This window comes from Aeromonas aquatilis, assembly GCF_054052405.1.
Genome location: NZ_JBSTYP010000003.1, coordinates 47,333 through 62,912, shown reverse-complemented (window position 1 = coordinate 62,912; position 15,580 = coordinate 47,333). Strand labels below are relative to the sequence as shown.

Annotated in this window: 13 protein-coding genes; 9 read left to right on the top strand and 4 right to left on the bottom strand. The window is 57.6% G+C overall.

Annotated elements, in window-relative coordinates; all coding sequences use genetic code 11:
• Positions 1-128: 128 nt before the first annotated feature.
• From ACW5W8_RS01895 to map, 4 genes are all read right to left on the bottom strand, one after another.
• Entirely contained in the window at positions 129-512 is a 384-nt protein-coding gene (locus tag ACW5W8_RS01895) for a DUF3461 family protein (protein WP_498626150.1), read from the bottom strand.
• A 127-nt stretch (positions 513-639) separates the two neighbouring features.
• Positions 640-1,467, bottom strand: coding sequence for a 2,3,4,5-tetrahydropyridine-2,6-dicarboxylate N-succinyltransferase (gene dapD, locus ACW5W8_RS01890; RefSeq protein WP_005338581.1), 828 nt, complete (start codon positions 1,465-1,467; stop codon positions 640-642).
• A gap of 174 nt (positions 1,468-1,641) precedes the next feature.
• Entirely contained in the window at positions 1,642-4,290 is a 2,649-nt protein-coding gene (glnD, locus tag ACW5W8_RS01885; protein WP_498626149.1) for a bifunctional uridylyltransferase/uridylyl-removing protein GlnD, read from the bottom strand.
• 86 nt (positions 4,291-4,376) lie between these two features.
• Positions 4,377-5,165 carry a type I methionyl aminopeptidase gene (gene map, locus ACW5W8_RS01880; protein WP_498626148.1) on the bottom strand — a complete coding sequence of 263 codons (789 nt, stop codon included), beginning with the start codon at positions 5,163-5,165 and terminating at the stop codon, positions 4,377-4,379.
• Positions 5,166-5,535: 370 nt separating this feature from the next.
• On the opposite strand from map, the gene rpsB reads away from it, so the two are divergent.
• The 9 genes from rpsB (at position 5,536) to bamA (ending at position 15,566) form a co-directional block, all read left to right on the top strand.
• A complete protein-coding gene (rpsB, locus tag ACW5W8_RS01875) occupies positions 5,536-6,264 on the top strand; it encodes a 30S ribosomal protein S2 (RefSeq protein WP_005303470.1) in 729 nt (242 codons plus the stop codon).
• A gap of 104 nt (positions 6,265-6,368) precedes the next feature.
• Positions 6,369-7,250, top strand: coding sequence for a translation elongation factor Ts (tsf, locus tag ACW5W8_RS01870; RefSeq protein ID WP_005338578.1), 882 nt, complete (start codon positions 6,369-6,371; stop codon positions 7,248-7,250).
• A 71-nt stretch (positions 7,251-7,321) separates the two neighbouring features.
• On the top strand, positions 7,322-8,056 hold the full coding sequence (gene pyrH / locus ACW5W8_RS01865; RefSeq protein WP_033137947.1) for a UMP kinase: 735 nt from the start codon (positions 7,322-7,324) through the stop codon (positions 8,054-8,056).
• 101 nt (positions 8,057-8,157) lie between these two features.
• Positions 8,158-8,715 carry a ribosome recycling factor gene (gene frr / locus ACW5W8_RS01860; RefSeq protein ID WP_498626147.1) on the top strand — a complete coding sequence of 186 codons (558 nt, stop codon included), beginning with the start codon at positions 8,158-8,160 and terminating at the stop codon, positions 8,713-8,715.
• A 72-nt stretch (positions 8,716-8,787) separates the two neighbouring features.
• The gene (uppS, locus tag ACW5W8_RS01855) at positions 8,788-9,564 is read left to right on the top strand and encodes a polyprenyl diphosphate synthase (RefSeq protein WP_498626146.1); all 777 of its coding nucleotides are present in this window, start codon (positions 8,788-8,790) and stop codon (positions 9,562-9,564) included.
• Between the two features lie 27 nt (positions 9,565-9,591).
• Complete coding sequence (locus ACW5W8_RS01850; RefSeq protein WP_026034918.1) at positions 9,592-10,449, top strand: phosphatidate cytidylyltransferase; 858 nt, start codon at positions 9,592-9,594, stop codon at positions 10,447-10,449.
• Positions 10,449-11,645, top strand: coding sequence for a 1-deoxy-D-xylulose-5-phosphate reductoisomerase (gene ispC / locus ACW5W8_RS01845; RefSeq protein WP_498626145.1), 1,197 nt, complete (start codon positions 10,449-10,451; stop codon positions 11,643-11,645). Before ACW5W8_RS01850 ends, ispC begins: the two co-directional genes overlap by 1 nt.
• Positions 11,645-12,997, top strand: coding sequence for a sigma E protease regulator RseP (gene rseP / locus ACW5W8_RS01840; protein ID WP_498626144.1), 1,353 nt, complete (start codon positions 11,645-11,647; stop codon positions 12,995-12,997). The genes ispC and rseP overlap by 1 nt, the downstream gene beginning before the upstream one ends.
• Positions 12,998-13,031: 34 nt before the next feature.
• Positions 13,032-15,566: an outer membrane protein assembly factor BamA gene (gene bamA / locus ACW5W8_RS01835; protein WP_498626143.1), complete on the top strand. Its 2,535-nt coding sequence runs from the start codon at positions 13,032-13,034 to the stop codon at positions 15,564-15,566.
• Positions 15,567-15,580: the final 14 nt, after the last annotated feature.

Sequence of the window (15,580 nt, the reverse complement as noted above, 5' to 3'; positions counted from 1 at the left end):
GTAACGGGATACCTTCTGTCGGCGTTGTGCCTCGCTCGCCTTATCGCATGTCATCACCTGATAAACCTATATAAAGTCAGCCAATAAAAAGAGCGCCACCAGGGCGCTCTGTTGTCGAGTCGAGGGGATTAGAGTTTCTCCAGATCCCGTTCAATTTCGCTGATCTTGTTCTGTACCACTTTTTCCAGATGGCGCAGGTCGCGCAGGATCTTCTGCTTGATGTCCGGGTCGGTCTGCTGATGGACGCCCTGGGTCAGGTTGTCCAGCTCATCCACCACATACTTGAGGTTGGCGTTGATCTCGGTGACATCCTTGTACTCATGGGTGCCCGAGTCAACCAGCATGGTCTTGCGCTGGCGGGGATACTTGAATTTGACACTCTTGGCGAAGAACTCGCCCTTCTGCTTCTTGAAGTAGATCTTGAGGATGTCGTGGTTGGCCTCCTGGCGCAGGGTGTAGCTGTCGACGGAGGCGGGATCCTGGATCCCCAGGCTCTTCAGATTCTCGTACATCAGGCTTCCTCGGTTTGAAACGATCCTGTCCCATCCATCTTAACCTATGCCTCATGGCTTGCCTGTGACAGGGGCGCCAAAATGAAAAGGGCGCCATCAGGCGCCCTTTTCATCACAGCAATGCTGATTACTCGTCGATGGAGCGCAGCAGAGCGTTGATGCCGACTTTGGCGCGAGTCTTGGCATCAACCTTCTTGACGATCACCGCCGCGTAGAGGCTGTACTTGCCGCATTTGGAGGGCAGGGAGCCGGAGACGACCACGGAGCCAGCCGGTACGCGGCCGTAGTGGATCTCGCCGGTTTCGCGGTCATAGATGCGGGTGGACTGGCCGATGAAGACGCCCATGGAGATGACGGAACCTTCCTCGACGATGACCCCTTCAACCACTTCGGAGCGGGCACCGATAAAGCAGTTGTCTTCGATAATGGTCGGGTTGGCTTGCAGTGGCTCCAGCACGCCGCCGATGCCGACGCCGCCGGAGAGGTGCACGTTTTTACCGATCTGGGCGCAAGAGCCGACGGTGGCCCAGGTATCGACCATGGTACCTTCATCAACGAAGGCGCCGATGTTGACATAGGAGGGCATCAGCACGGTATTGGGGGCGATAAAGGAGCCTTTGCGGGCGGTTGCCGGCGGCACCACGCGCACACCCGCTTCCTTAAACTGCTCGGCGGTGTAGTTTGAGAACTTGAGGGGAACCTTGTCGTAGTACTGGGCATCGTCGCCCTTGATGATGCCGTTGTCGTTGATGCGGAAGTAGAGCAGTACCGCTTTCTTCAACCACTGATGGACAACCCACTCACCGGCGATCTTCTCGGCAACCCGCGCCTTGCCGGAGTCCAGCAGGTCGATGGCTTGCAGGATGGCGGACTTAGTGGCGCTATCCACGGAGCCCGGAGTAATGGTGTCGCGGCGCTCGAAGGCCGCTTCAATGATCTGTTGCAACTCGGTCATGACAGGTTTCCTTTAAAAAATTCTGTTTGTTGTATCACACTTTTCCGACTGTTTTTAAGGGGTTGACCGGAATTCTTCCGGCCAGCGACCATTTCTTCATCCGGTGTGCGCCAACCAGTTGTTTGGCATGGCAAAAAACGTCCGATAACCAGCCTCTTTCGAATCACGTTTCACTTAATCCAGCACCGACTGCTGGGGATTGAGCTGGTGCACCAGTCGCTCTTCCAGCTGCTGTTGCTGTTCGGCGGTCAATGGTTCGCCATCGAGGCTGGTCAGGCTGAAAAAGTCCTCTACCCTCTCACCGAAAGTGGCAATTTTGGCGGCGTGCAGCGACAGTCCGCACTGCTGGAATACCGCGCCGATCCGCGCCAGCAGGCCGGGGGTATCGAGGGCGGTCAGCTCCAGCAGGGTGTGGCGGCTCTCCCCTTTAGTGGGCGAAGAGCGGGGCAGGAAGACCACCCGGGTCGGCACGCTGAACTGGCGGTGGCGCCGCGACAGCGGCTTGTTGCGCAGCACCAGCTTGCCCGGCTCCTGCAGCGCCTTCTCCAGCGCCTTCTTGATGGTGGCGGTGCGGTTGGGGCTGATAGGTTCGCCGCTCGGCTCCAGCACCACGAAGGTATCGAGCACATAGTTGCTGCGCGAGTTCATGATCTGGGCGTCGTGGATGTTGAGATTCTTCTGATCCAGCGCCGAGGCCACGGTAGCAAACAGATTCGGGGTATCGCGGCAGTAGATAAACACCTCGCTGCCGCCGCGGGTCGGGTGTTTGCCGATGATCACCAGCGGTGCCGGATTGTCGCCATGCTCGATGATGTGGCGGCAGTGCCAGGCGATCTGCTCCGGGCTGTGACGCAGGAAGTAGTCGGCCTTGAAATCGGCCCAGAGCTGATTGATCGCATCGATCGATACATCCCGTTGTGCCAGCAGTTGCTTGGCCTGACGCTGGTTTTCGCGAATGCGCAGCCGCATGTCGGGCGGGTTCTCCAGCCCTTGGCGCAGCGCCTTTTGGGTGGCGAAGTAGAGCTCCCGCAGCAGGGTGCCCTTCCAGTCGTTCCACAGGGTATCGTTGGTGGCGCAGATATCAGCCACGGTAAGGCAGTAGAGCAGGTCGAGATGCTGCTCGTCGCGCACCTTCTGGGCAAAGTCGGTGACCACGTCGGGGTCATAGATGTCACGGCGCTGGGCGGTGACCGACATCAGCAGATGGTGGCGCACCAGCCAGGCGACCAGTCGGCTCTCGTAGCGGTCCAGACCGTGCAGCTGGCAGAACTCCAACGCATCGACGGCGCCGAGCTCCGAATGATCGCCGCGCCGCCCCTTGGCGATGTCGTGGAACAGGGCTGCGATGCTGAGCAGCTCCGGTTTGCGCAGCCGGGTGAAGACCTCGTGGCAGAGCGGGTGGCTCTGGCGACTGGCCGGATTGGGAAACTGATGAATGTTCTTGAGCAGCCGGTGGGTGTGCTCATCCACCGTGTAGGCGTGGAACATGTCGAACTGCATCTGGCCGACGATCAAGTTCCACTGCGGCAGATAGGCGGCGAGGATGCCGTACTTGTGCATCAGGGTGAGCGGCAGGCCGATGCCGTTGGGGTGGCGCAGCAGCGCCATAAAGAGGCGACGGCAGTCGGGCAAGTCTTGCAACCAGCAGTTGAGTTTGCGGCGCGCCTCGCGCAGTTGGCGCAAGGTGGCGGAGTGGATGCCCGCAATCTCGGGATGCTGGGCCATCTGATAGAAGAGGCGCAGGATAGCGGCCGGTTCACGACTAAACAGCTCCGCATCCACCGCATCGATGAGGCGGCCACGGAGCTGGAACTCGTCGGAGAGGCGGCGCACATCCATGGCGGTGTTGCCGAGGATCGCCTCGTCAAACAGCTGCAGCAGCATCTCGTTGAGCTCGGAGACCCGCCGTACCGTCTGATAGAAGCGTTTCATCATCTGCTCGACCGGAGTGTTGCCTTCCCCCTCGAACCCCAACATCTGGGCCACGGTGCGCTGGCGATCGAACAGCAGGCGGTTATCTCCCTTGTTGATGGCCATGTGCAGGGCGAAGCGCACCTTCCAGAGAAAATTCTGGCAGTCGAGCAGTTCGCGATACTCGGCGCGGTTGAGAAAGCCGTGGCTGGTCATCTCGAACAAGGTGGTGGCGCCAAAGTGGCGGCGGGCGACCCAGGCGAGGGTCTGAATATCCCGCAGGCCACCCGGATTGCTCTTGAGATCGGGCTCCAGCTTGTAGGCGGTACCGAGAAACTGCCGATGGCGCTCCGCCTGCTCCTGGCGCTTGGCGCGAAAGAAGGCTTCGCTCGGCCAGAAGTGCTGGGGGCCGGTGGCCTCTTTCAGTTGCCGGAACCCCTCTTGGCGACCGGTGATATAGCGGGCCTCGATCAGGTTGGTGGCCACCGTGATGTCAGCCTTGCCCTGCTCGAGGCACTCCGCCACGTTGCGCACTGCCTGACCCACCTCCAGCTTGAGATCCCACAGCAGGGTGATGAACTCGCCGATGCGCAGTCCCAACACCTCGTCCAGCTCGTCGCCGTCATAGAGGATCAGCAGGTCGATATCGGAGTGGGGGTGCAGCTCGCCGCGGCCATAGCCCCCCACCGCGATCAGGGTGAGGTCGCTCTTGTCGAAGCCGAACTTCTGCCAAAGGCGGCAGAGCAGCTGATCCATGTATTCGGAGCGGGTGGCAACCAGCTCGATGATGTTGTCACCGGCATCGAAACGGGCGTGCAGCCAGCCGAGAAAGCGGCTCAGGTACTCTTTGCAGTTGTCGCGAGTGAGCTGGTCATCGGGTAACAAATGGGGGGAAAGCAGGCTGGCGTCCATGGCATCTCACACGCAAGTGGCAGGCAAATGGCTGAAACAGAAGTAAAAACCCCGGCGCTTTGGAAGTTCAGGGCCGGGGTTCGATGTTAGCTGTGTTTGATGAAGCGGTCGATAGTGTCATCGGGGCGCAGGGTGAGCACCTCGCAGCCATCCTCGGTCACCAGCAGGGTGTGCTCCCACTGGGCGGAGTCGCCGCCATCCTTGGTGGTCACGGTCCAGCCATCCTTCGGATTGACCTTGCAGTGATACTTCTTGCTGTTGACCATGGGCTCGATGGTGAAGCACATGCCCGCTTTCAGCTCCTGCTTGCCGCTGTTGCGGTAGTGGAGGATCTGCGGCTCTTCGTGGAATTCGGCACCGATGCCGTGACCGCAGTAGTCACGCACCACGGAGAAACCAGCCTTCTCGACGATGGGCTGAATAACGGCGCCAATCTCGGTAATGCAGGCACCCGGACGCACCGTCTTGATGGCAGCGTAGAGGCTTTCTTGCGCAACTTTGCAGAGCTGGCGGCGCAGCGGGGTGGTTTCACCCACGATGAACATGGCCGAGGTATCGCCGTGGTAGCCATCCTTGATAACGGTGATGTCGAGGTTGATGATGTCGCCATCACGCAGCTTCTTGTGGTTCGGGATGCCGTGGCAGATCACATCGTTCACCGAGGTGCAGATGGATTTGGGGAAGCCGTGGTAGTTGAGCGGAGCTGGCACCGCCTGTTGTACGTCGACAATATAGTCGTGGCAGAGGGTGTTCAGTTCGTCAGTGGTGACGCCAGCTTTGACATGGGGCGCAATCATGACCAGCACATCGGCGGCCAATTGGCCGGCAACGCGCATCTTTTCAATCTCTTCCGGTGTCTTGATTTTAATGGACATGGGATCTCTCTTGCGGACTGCCGCTGGGCCTGCGAGGGCAGACAGGACAGGTAATGAAAAATAGATGCGTTTGCAATCAGGGCAAAATTTTATCCGCAACCCCCGCGTACTTCCAGTGTGATTGTCATCACAACGTCAAATCGGCATCGCAGCATCCTCTGGCGGGATCCATATTTACACTCGTTTCGGGTGTCGGCTGGTGGTGTCCTGAGCAAAGTTATGGTATAAAGCGCGCCGGAATGGGGAACTTGCGTCCACCATTTCATCACCCTTAATCAATAACACACACACATCGACACATATACCGGGGTGCCTTAACGGGTCGGTTATATGGGATGTGTGGAGGCCTAACCCCATACAGAGGTATAAAATGGCTAAAGTTTCTATGCGCGACATGCTGCAAGCCGGCGTTCACTTCGGTCACCAGACTCGTTACTGGAACCCGAAAATGAAATCCTACATCTTCGGTGCTCGCAGCAAAGTTCACATCATCAACCTGGAAAAAACCGTTCCGATGTTTGACGATGCCATGAACTTCATCAGCTCCGTAGCTGCCAAGAAAGGCAAGGTACTGTTCGTAGGTACCAAGCGTGCCGCGTCTGAAGCCGTCAAAGAAGCCGCTGAGCGTTGCGACCAGTTCTATGTAAACCACCGCTGGCTGGGCGGTATGCTGACCAACTGGAAAACCGTTCGTCAGTCTATCAAGCGCCTGAAAGATCTGGAAACCCAGAGCCAAGACGGTACCTTCGACAAGCTGACCAAGAAAGAGGCGCTGATGCGTACTCGCGAAATGGAAAAGCTGGAGAAGAGCCTGGGTGGTATCAAGAACATGGGCGGCCTGCCTGACGTTCTGTTCGTTGTCGATGCCGACCACGAGCACATCGCTATCAAAGAAGCCAACAACCTGGGTATCCCGGTAGTTTCCATCGTTGATACCAACTCCAACCCGGACGGCGTTGACTATGTCATCCCGGGTAACGACGACGCTATCCGTGCCGTACAGCTGTACCTGAATGCTGCTGCTGACACCGTACTGGAAGCTCGCGCTCAGGACATCGTTGTTCAAGCCGAACAAGATGGCTTCGTTGAAGCTGAGTAATTGATAAGGACTGTAAAGCCCTTATTAACCAAGCTGATGTAATTGGTTAGCAGGGGCCCTTGTGGCCCCTGTTTCTTGTCAATTCAAGACCGAGGATACTGGACATGGCTAACGTTACTGCCGCCCTGGTAAAAGAACTGCGCGAGCGCACTGCCGCTGGCATGATGGATTGCAAAAAAGCACTGGAAGAAGCTGCTGGTGATATCGAGCTGGCAATTGAGAACATGCGCAAATCCGGTCAGGCCAAAGCCGCCAAGAAAGCGGGCCGTATCGCCGCTGAAGGCGTTATCTTTGCTCGCACCGAAGGCAACGTTGCCGTCATGATCGAGCTGAACAGCGAAACCGACTTCGTCGCCAAAGATGCCAGCTTCATGGCAATGGGCCAGAAGATCGCTGACATCGCTGCGACCCAGAAAATTGCTGACGTTGACGCGCTGAAAGCCGCTGACTTCGGTAACGGCGAATCCGTCGAGCTGACCATCACCAACCTGATCGCCAAGATCGGTGAGAACATGAACCTGCGTCGCGTGATGCTGGTTGAAGGTGACAACCTGGGTACCTACGTTCACGGTTCCCGCATTGGTGTTATCACCAAGCTGACCGGTGGTTCTGCCGAGCTGGCCAAAGATCTGGCCATGCACGTTGCTGCCAACAGCCCGCAATTCGTCAAGCCTGAAGACGTGTCTGCTGAAGTCGTTGCCAAAGAGCGCGAAATCCAGATCGACATCGCCATCAACTCCGGCAAGCCGAAAGAGATCGCCGAGAAGATGGTTGAAGGCCGCATGAAGAAGTTCACCGGTGAGGTTTCCCTGACTGGTCAACCGTTCGTGAAAGATCCTTCCATGACCGTTGCCGAGCTGCTGAAGAAAGAAGGCGCTGACGTTGTCTCCTTCACCCGTTTCGAAGTGGGCGAAGGCATCGAGAAGCAAGAGACCGATTTCGCTGCTGAAGTTGCAGCCCAAATCGCGGCCGCTCAAAAGGCCTAATCGAACCGGTTTTTCCGTTTCCCCAGACCGCGACTTATGTCGCGGTCTTTATATGACCAGGAATCAGTGACATGAGTACCAATCCCAAACCTGCATACAGACGTGTTCTTCTGAAGTTGAGTGGTGAAGCCCTGCAAGGATCCGAGGGTTTCGGCATTGATCCGGCGGTGCTGGAGCGGATGGCCCAAGAGATCAAAGAACTGGTTGAGTTGGGGGTTCAGGTCGGTCTGGTCATCGGTGGCGGCAACCTGTTCCGTGGTGCCGGTCTTGCCAAAGCGGGCATGAACCGCGTGGTGGGCGACCACATGGGTATGCTGGCAACCGTGATGAACGGTCTGGCCATGCGTGATGCCCTGCATCGTGCTTATGTGAATGCCCGTCTGATGTCTGCCATCTCCCTGCAAGGCGTCTGCGACTCCTACAGCTGGGCCGAGGCAATCAGCCAGCTGCGCGCTGGCAAAGTTGTTATCTTCTCTGCCGGTACCGGCAACCCCTTCTTCACTACCGATTCTGCGGCTTGCCTGCGCGGGATCGAGATCGAAGCTGACGTGGTGCTCAAAGCCACCAAGGTCGATGGTGTATACAACGAAGATCCGGTCAAGAATCCGGATGCCGTGCTGTATCATGAACTGAGTTATGATGAAGTTCTTGAAAAAGAGCTCAAGGTGATGGATCTTGCTGCCTTTACCCTGGCACGTGACCATGATTTGCCGATCCGTGTGTTCAACATGAACAAACCGGGCGCCCTGCGCCGGGTCATCATGGGTGAACCGGAAGGCACTCTGATCCACCACGTTGGTAAATAAGATAAAAGTGAGCCGCCTGGCGCTTTTATCCTATCCATCACGTCAGTAAATAAGATAGACACGGGCCGTGTAACGGCTCGTTCGCCAAAAGGAAAACCACTGTGATCAACGAGATTAAAAACGACGCCAAGGACCGTATGGGCAAGAGCGTAGAAGCGCTCAAGACCCAAATGTCCAAGATCCGTACCGGACGCGCTCACCCGAGCCTGCTCGATGGCATCCAGGTTGAGTATTACGGTGCAGCCACTCCGCTGAAACAGTTGGCCAACGTCGTGGCAGAAGATGCTCGCACCCTCTCCATCTCCATTTTTGACCGCTCCATGATCCAGGCGGTAGAGAAGGCGATCCTGACCTCCGATCTGGGCCTGAACCCGTCCAGCAATGGCCAGACCCTGCGTGTGCCGCTGCCGCCGCTGACCGAAGAGCGCCGTCGTGACCTGACCAAGATCGTCCGTGCCGAAGCGGAAAACGCCCGTGTTGCCGTGCGCAACATCCGTCGTGACGCCAACGCCGATTTCAAAGCGTTGCTGAAGGACAAAGAGATCTCCGAGGATGACGACCGTCGTGCCCAGGAAGAGATCCAGAAGCTGACCGACTCCTACGTCAAGCTGGTCGATGAGGCCCTTGCCGTAAAGGAGAAGGAGCTAATGGAAATCTAACCGTCTGAAAGGTATATTACGAGCGCCGTGTAGTGCCCCTGCACGGCGCTTTTGTCTTTGTGGGAGAATTACATGTCGCTTTTGGCTGCGTTGGGTGATAGTGCCAACTCGTCTTTACCCCGTCACGTCGCCATCATCATGGATGGTAACGGTCGCTGGGCCCAGAACCGAGGCAAGATGCGGGTTTATGGCCACAAGGCGGGCGTCAAGTCAGTGCGCGAGGCCGTTACCTTTGCTGCGCGTGCCAAGATCGAGGCATTGACCCTGTTTGCATTCTCCAGCGAGAACTGGCGCCGCCCGGAAGGGGAGGTCAGTGCCTTGATGGAACTGTTCATCACAGTGCTGGGTCGTGAGGTGCAGAAACTGCACAACAACGGGATCCGGCTCAAGGTGATTGGCGATACTGCTCGCTTTAGTGAGCGGTTGCAGGCCAAAATCGCCAAGGCGGAAGCCTTGACCGCCAATAACAAGGGGTTGACCCTGAACATTGCGGCCAACTATGGCGGCCAGTGGGATATCGCCCAGGCGGCCCGCAAGCTGGCTAAAGCGGTCGCGGCCGGTGAACTGGCCGCTGACGACATTGATGAATCCATGTTGACCCGCGAGGTTTGCATGGCCGATCTGCCACCCGTGGACCTGTTGATCCGTACCGGTGGCGATCATCGCATCAGCAACTTTGTGTTATGGCAGCTCGCCTATGCAGAGCTCTATTTTACCCCGGTATTGTGGCCCGATTTCAACGAGGCCGAGTTCAGTGAGGCGGTTGCCTCTTTCGTTGCCCGCGAGCGTCGCTTCGGTTGCACCGGTGAACAGATACGGGAATTGATCGCCGAGCAGCAGACCGGCTAAACCCCGCTCCCAAGAGAGAGGTTTCTTTTGCTAAAACAACGAATTATTACTGCTTTGATGTTGATCCCCCTGGTGTTGGGGGCGCTCTTCTTTCTGCCATTGAAATTTTTTGCCCTGTTGGCTGCACTGGTATTTTTGTTGGCCAGTCGCGAATGGAGCGGGTTTGTCTCTGCTGCTCCGCAGCAATGGTTACCCATCGTATTTTGTCTGTTGCTTGGTGCCAGCCTCTTTTGGCTGCCGGTGGAGCAACTCTGGACGCCCCACCTGCACCCTCTCGTGATGGGCGTGCTCTGGACAGCGGTAAGCTGGTGGCTGCTGGGTCTGCTGCTGGTGCTGCGTTATCCCCAGAGCGCCAAACTGTGGAAAGAGTCTATCTGGCTCAAGTCGCTGTTTGGTCTGGTGACCCTGGTTCCTTTCTTCTGGTCGCTGGTCGCCATCCGTGGTTACAACTTTTACCATGACCCCATGATGGGGGCCTGGATCCTGTTGTTCGTGATGGGACTGGTCTGGGCGGCAGATTCTGGCGCGTATTTTTTCGGCAAGGCGTTCGGTAAGCACAAGCTTGCCCCCGCCGTCAGTCCGGGCAAGACCATCGAAGGAATGTGTGGTGGCCTCTTTACCGCCAGCCTGCTGGCCATCGGTGTCACCTGGTCGATGGGATTTGTTCCTGCCAAGATGATCACCGTGCTGTTTTGCTCTCTGTTGGCGGTGCTTGCTTCCGTGCTCGGTGATCTGACCGAGAGCATGTTCAAGCGCGAGGCGGGCATCAAGGACTCCGGCACCCTGTTGCCGGGTCATGGCGGCATTCTCGACCGGATCGACAGCCTGACCGCCGCCCTGCCGGTGTTTCTGCTCAGTTATCTGCTACTCAGTCAGGAGTTTTGATGCACAAGTCACTGGTTATTCTGGGGGCCTCTGGCTCCATTGGTCAGAGTACCTTGAAAGTGCTGCGCCATAACCCGGGCAGTTGGCAAGTGTTGGCGTTGACCGCTGCCCGCAACGTGGATGCCATGTTGCGGGACTGCCTCGAATTCTCCCCCCGTTTTGCCGTGATGGTCGATGAGGATGCCGCCCGTGAACTGGCTGCCCGTCTGAAAGCGCACGGCTGTGCGACCCGGGTCATGTCTGGTGCCGCCGCCCTTTGCGATGTGGCCGCTCACCCCGACGCCCATAGCGTGATGGCCGCCATCGTCGGTGCGGCCGGACTGGCCCCGACCATGGCCGCGGTACGTGCCGGCAAGCGTATTTTGCTGGCCAACAAGGAGGCGCTGGTGATGTCCGGTGCTTTCTTCATGGAGGCCGTGCGCGAGCATGGCGCCGAGCTGCTGCCCATCGACAGCGAACACAATGCCATCTTCCAGTGTCTGCCGACTGCCGTGCAGCGCCAGCCCGGTTTTTGCGATCTGGCGGCGGCGGGGATCAGCAAGATTTTGCTGACCGGTTCCGGCGGCCCGTTCCGTTACACCGAGATCGGCGAGCTGGCCAAGGTGACACCGGCGCAGGCCATCGCGCATCCCAACTGGTCGATGGGGGCCAAGATTTCGGTCGACTCCGCCACCATGATCAACAAGGGGCTGGAGTACATCGAAGCGCGCTGGCTGTTCAATGCAGCGCCAGAGCAGATCCAGGTGGTGATCCACCCGCAGTCGGTGATCCACTCCATGGTGCAGTACAAGGATGGCTCCGTGCTGGCCCAGCTTGGCAATCCGGATATGTGTACCCCCATCGCCCATGCGCTGGCTTATCCCAATCGCATCCCCTCCAGTGTGGAACCTTTGGATTTCTTCAATGTCGGAGAGTTCAGCTTTATCCGGCCTGATTACGATCGCTACCCCTGTCTGGCGCTGGCCATCAATGCCTGCCAGAAGGGACAAGCGGCGACCACTGCGCTCAATGCGGCCAACGAAGAGGCGGTTGCCGCCTTCCTGGCCGGGCGTATCGGCTTTATGGATATTGCCCGGATCAACGAGGCAGTGATGCTGGCGCTGGAGAGCAGCGCAGTCGGCTCGCTCGATGATCTGTTTGCCCTGGACGGTGCGGCAAGAGCCCGTGCTCACATTTTGATTGAGGAGCTTGGCTGATGGGCGGTGTGTTGTGGAATATCGGTGCCTTTGTTGTTGCGCTGGGCCTGCTGGTCGCGGTGCACGAGTTTGGCCACTTCTGGGTGGCCCGTCGCTGTGGCGTCAAGGTTGAGCGCTTCTCCATCGGTTTTGGCAAGGCGATCTGGCGCCGGATGGGCAAGGATGGCACCGAATATGTGCTGGCGCTCATTCCCCTCGGTGGTTACGTCAAGATGCTCGATGGCCGGGTCGATGAACTCAAGCCCGGTGACGAGCAGTATGCCTTCAACCACAAGAGTGTCTGGGCGCGGATGGCGATTGTCGCCGCAGGTCCCATGGCCAACTTCGTTTTTGCCCTGTTTGCCCTCTGGCTGATGTTTATCATCGGGGTGCCGAGCGTCAAGCCGGTGATCGGTGAAGTGCGTCCTGCATCCATCGTTGCCGAGGCGGGTGTGCTGCCGGGGATGGAGATTGTCGGGGTCGGCGATGAGCAGACCGGCGATTGGGAGAGCGTCACTTACGCCCTTATCAGTCATTTGGGTGATGATGCTCTGACTCTAAAGGTGCAGGCACCCAATACCAGCTATGCCACCGAGAAAACCTTGTCGCTGACCGGCTGGACCTTCGATCCGGATAAAGAGTCGCCCATCGGCAGCTTGGGGATCGTCCCCCTGAGTGGCAAAGTGCTGCCAGTCGTGGCTGCCGTGGTGGCCAAGAGTGCCAGTGAAAAGGCGGGGCTGCAGGTTGGTGACCGTATCAAACAGGTCGGCGATCAGCCTATTACCGCGTGGGCCCAGTTTGTCGAGCTGGTGCAGCAGGCACCGGGTGAACCCCTGCAAGTGGTGGTTGAGCGCAACAACAGTGATCTCAACGTGACCCTGACTCCGGATAGCCGCAAGATGCAGGGCAAGCTGGTAGGATTCGTCGGTCTCTCACCGCAACTGGTTCCATTACCGGATGAATATCGAATTCTGTTACAGTATGGGCCTTTGCAGGCGCTGTGGCATGGTGCGGACAAGACCTGGAGCCTGATCACGCTCACCTTTGACATGATTGGCAAGTTGATCGGTGGCATCGTGTCGCTGGACAACCTGAGCGGCCCCATCTCCATTGCCAAGGGCGCCGGCAGCAGTGCCGACTATGGTCTGGTCTATTTCTTGAGTTTTCTGGCGCTGATCAGCGTCAACCTGGGGATTATCAATCTGTTCCCCCTGCCGGTGCTCGATGGTGGCCATCTGGTCTATTTCCTGATCGAAGCGGTCACCGGCAAGCCGGTATCAGAGAAAATACAGGAAGTGGGTTTCAGGATCGGCGTCGCCATTCTGATGTTATTGATGGGCATTGCGCTGTTTAACGATTTCGCTCGCCTCTGAGGCCAGAGCATCAACAAGGACACATAAGAACAAAATGGCTGTTAAAAAAGCATTGGTGTTGAGTTGCCTGCTGGGTGCCAGTTTCCTGGCCCAGGCGGCCCCTGCCTCTTTTGTGGTGCAAGATATCCAGGTCGAAGGTCTGCAACGGGTGACCCTGGGTGCCGCACTGTTGAACCTGCCGATCCGGGTCGGTGATACCGTCGATTCCGTGGCTCTGGCCAGCGCCATCAAAAAGCTCTATGCCTCGGGTAACTTCGAGGATGTGAAGGTCTACCGTGACGGCCAGGTGCTGCAGGTGATGGTCAAGGAGCGTCCGACCATCTCCAGCATCGAGTTTGCCGGCAACAAGGATATCAAAGAGGAGCAACTGACCCAGAGTCTGGAGTCCTCCGGCATCCGGGTGGGTGATCCGCTGGATCGCACCGTGCTCACCTCCCTCGAGAAGGGACTGGAAGATTTCTACTATGGCGTGGGTAAATACTCCGCCAAGGTCAAGGCCATCGTCACCCCGTTGCCGCGCAACCGGGTCGACCTCAAGTTCACCTTCGTGGAAGGGGAAGCGGCCAAGATCCAGCAGATCAACATCGTCGGCAACAGCGTCTTCCCTGAAGAGAAGCTGATTGCCCAGCTCTCCCTGCGCGACGAAGTACCCTGGTGGAACTTCACCGCCGACCAGCGCTATCAGAAGCAGAAGCTGGCGGGGGATATCGAGACCCTGCGCTCCTACTACATGGACCGCGGCTATATCCGTTTCCAGCAGGAGTCTACCCAGGTCTCCATGACTCCCGACAAGAAGGGCGTCTACGTCACCCTCAACATCAAGGAAGGGGATCAGTACAAGGTCTCCGGTGTCCAGCTCAAGGGTGACCTGATCGACCGCGGTGGCGAGATGAAGGGATTGATCCCGATCGCTGCCGGCAGCACCTACTCCGCCAGTCAGGTGACTCATACCGAAGAGGTGCTCTCCAAGTTCCTCGGCCGTTACGGCTACGCCTATCCGAAAGTGGTCACCTTCCCGCAGGTCAATGACAAGACCAAGGAAGTGGAGCTGATCGTCAACGTTGAGCCGGGCCCCCGTGTCTATGTGCGCAATATCAACTTCAGCGGTAACGCCACCACCGAAGATCAGGTACTGCGTCGCGAGATGCGCCAGATGGAGGGCACCTGGCTCTCCTCCGACAACATCGAGCAGTCCAAGAGCCGTCTCAACCGCCTTGGCTACTTCGAGAGCGTCGAAGTGGACACCAAGCGGGTGCCGGGCAACGATGACCTGGTTGACCTCGACTTCAAGGTCAAGGAGCAGCCAGCAGGCTCCATCAACGCCGGTATCGGTTACGGTACCGAATCGGGTCTGAGCCTGCAGGCGGGGATCTCTCAGAATAACTTTATGGGTACCGGTAAAACGGTCTCCATCAACGCCAGCACCAACGATTACTCCAAGAACGTTGACCTGAGCTACAACGACCCCTACTTCACCGTAGATGGTGTCAGCTTGGGTGGGCGGGTCTACTATAACCAGTTCCGCGCCGATGATGCCGATATCGTCGATTACGAGAACGAAACCATCGGTTTTCGTCTCTCCAGCGGCTTCCCGGTCAACGAGTTCAACCGTCTCGACTTCAGTACCGGTATCGAGAGCACCAAGCTGAGCCGTCCGTCATTCAATAGCCAGAACTACCAACAGTGTCTTATTGATAATCCTGAAAAAGACAGTACTTATTGCTGGGATCAGTGGAATGATAACCGCCAGTCGGTGCAGATGGATCAGTTCTGGAATCTCTATTCACAAGATGGTGCCAACCTCGACTTTGTGACCGTCGATTTGACTGCTGGCTGGACTCGCTCCACCCTGAACAAGGGGATGTTCCCGACAGCCGGTGACCGCCAGCGTGTCAACGCCAAGGTGACCGTGCCGGGCATGGAGCTGCAGTACTACAAGCTCTCCGCCGAAGATGCCCACTACTTCCCGCTCGATGCGGATCATAGCTGGGTAATGATCGGCAAGGGTCGTGTCTCCTACGGTAACGGCTATGGTGATGACCCCATGCTGCCGTTTTTCGAGAACTACTATGCGGGTGGTTTCGATACGGTCCGTGGCTTCAAGAGCAATACGATTGGTCCAAAAGCCATCTATCCGGTTTATAACAAACCGACTGGTGCAGATAGTCCGACATGTAAGAAAAACTCTGAAGGTAGTTGTTTGTATGAGGGGTCAGATACCTCGGTCGGTGGCAATGCTCTGGCTGTCGCATCACTGGAACTGGTCTTCCCGACCCCATTTGTCTCAGAGACCTATCGTCCGCAGATCCGTACCACCGCATTTGTTGATGCTGGTACCGTCTGGAGCACTGATTTTGCCAATGGCGCTTACCCCTGTGCTGCAGGAGCGGATTGCAACTATCTGAGCCAGGACTATTCCAACCCGGGCAATATCCGGGTCTCTGCCGGTATTTCCCTGCAGTGGCTCTCGCCGATGGGCCCGCTGGTGTTCGCACTGGCACAACCAATCAAGAAATATGAAGGGGATCGTACCGAGTTCTTCTCCTTCAACATCGGTCGTACTTTCTAAGCAGAGTTTCGCCC

Excerpts from the sequence above, each read along its gene's own strand:
- ACW5W8_RS01895 (WP_498626150.1), bottom strand. The coding sequence starts at position 512 with ATGTACGAGAATCTGAAGAGCCTGGGGATCCAGGATCCCGCCTCCGTC.
- dapD (WP_005338581.1), bottom strand. The coding sequence starts at position 1,467 with ATGACCGAGTTGCAACAGATCATTGAAGCGGCCTTCGAGCGCCGCGAC.
- glnD (WP_498626149.1), bottom strand. The coding sequence starts at position 4,290 with ATGGACGCCAGCCTGCTTTCCCCCCATTTGTTACCCGATGACCAGCTC.
- map (WP_498626148.1), bottom strand. The coding sequence starts at position 5,165 with ATGTCCATTAAAATCAAGACACCGGAAGAGATTGAAAAGATGCGCGTT.
- rpsB (WP_005303470.1), top strand. The coding sequence starts at position 5,536 with ATGGCTAAAGTTTCTATGCGCGACATGCTGCAAGCCGGCGTTCACTTC.
- tsf (WP_005338578.1), top strand. The coding sequence starts at position 6,369 with ATGGCTAACGTTACTGCCGCCCTGGTAAAAGAACTGCGCGAGCGCACT.
- pyrH (WP_033137947.1), top strand. The coding sequence starts at position 7,322 with ATGAGTACCAATCCCAAACCTGCATACAGACGTGTTCTTCTGAAGTTG.
- uppS (WP_498626146.1), top strand. The coding sequence starts at position 8,788 with ATGTCGCTTTTGGCTGCGTTGGGTGATAGTGCCAACTCGTCTTTACCC.
- ispC (WP_498626145.1), top strand. The coding sequence starts at position 10,449 with ATGCACAAGTCACTGGTTATTCTGGGGGCCTCTGGCTCCATTGGTCAG.
- rseP (WP_498626144.1), top strand. The coding sequence starts at position 11,645 with ATGGGCGGTGTGTTGTGGAATATCGGTGCCTTTGTTGTTGCGCTGGGC.
- bamA (WP_498626143.1), top strand. The coding sequence starts at position 13,032 with ATGGCTGTTAAAAAAGCATTGGTGTTGAGTTGCCTGCTGGGTGCCAGT.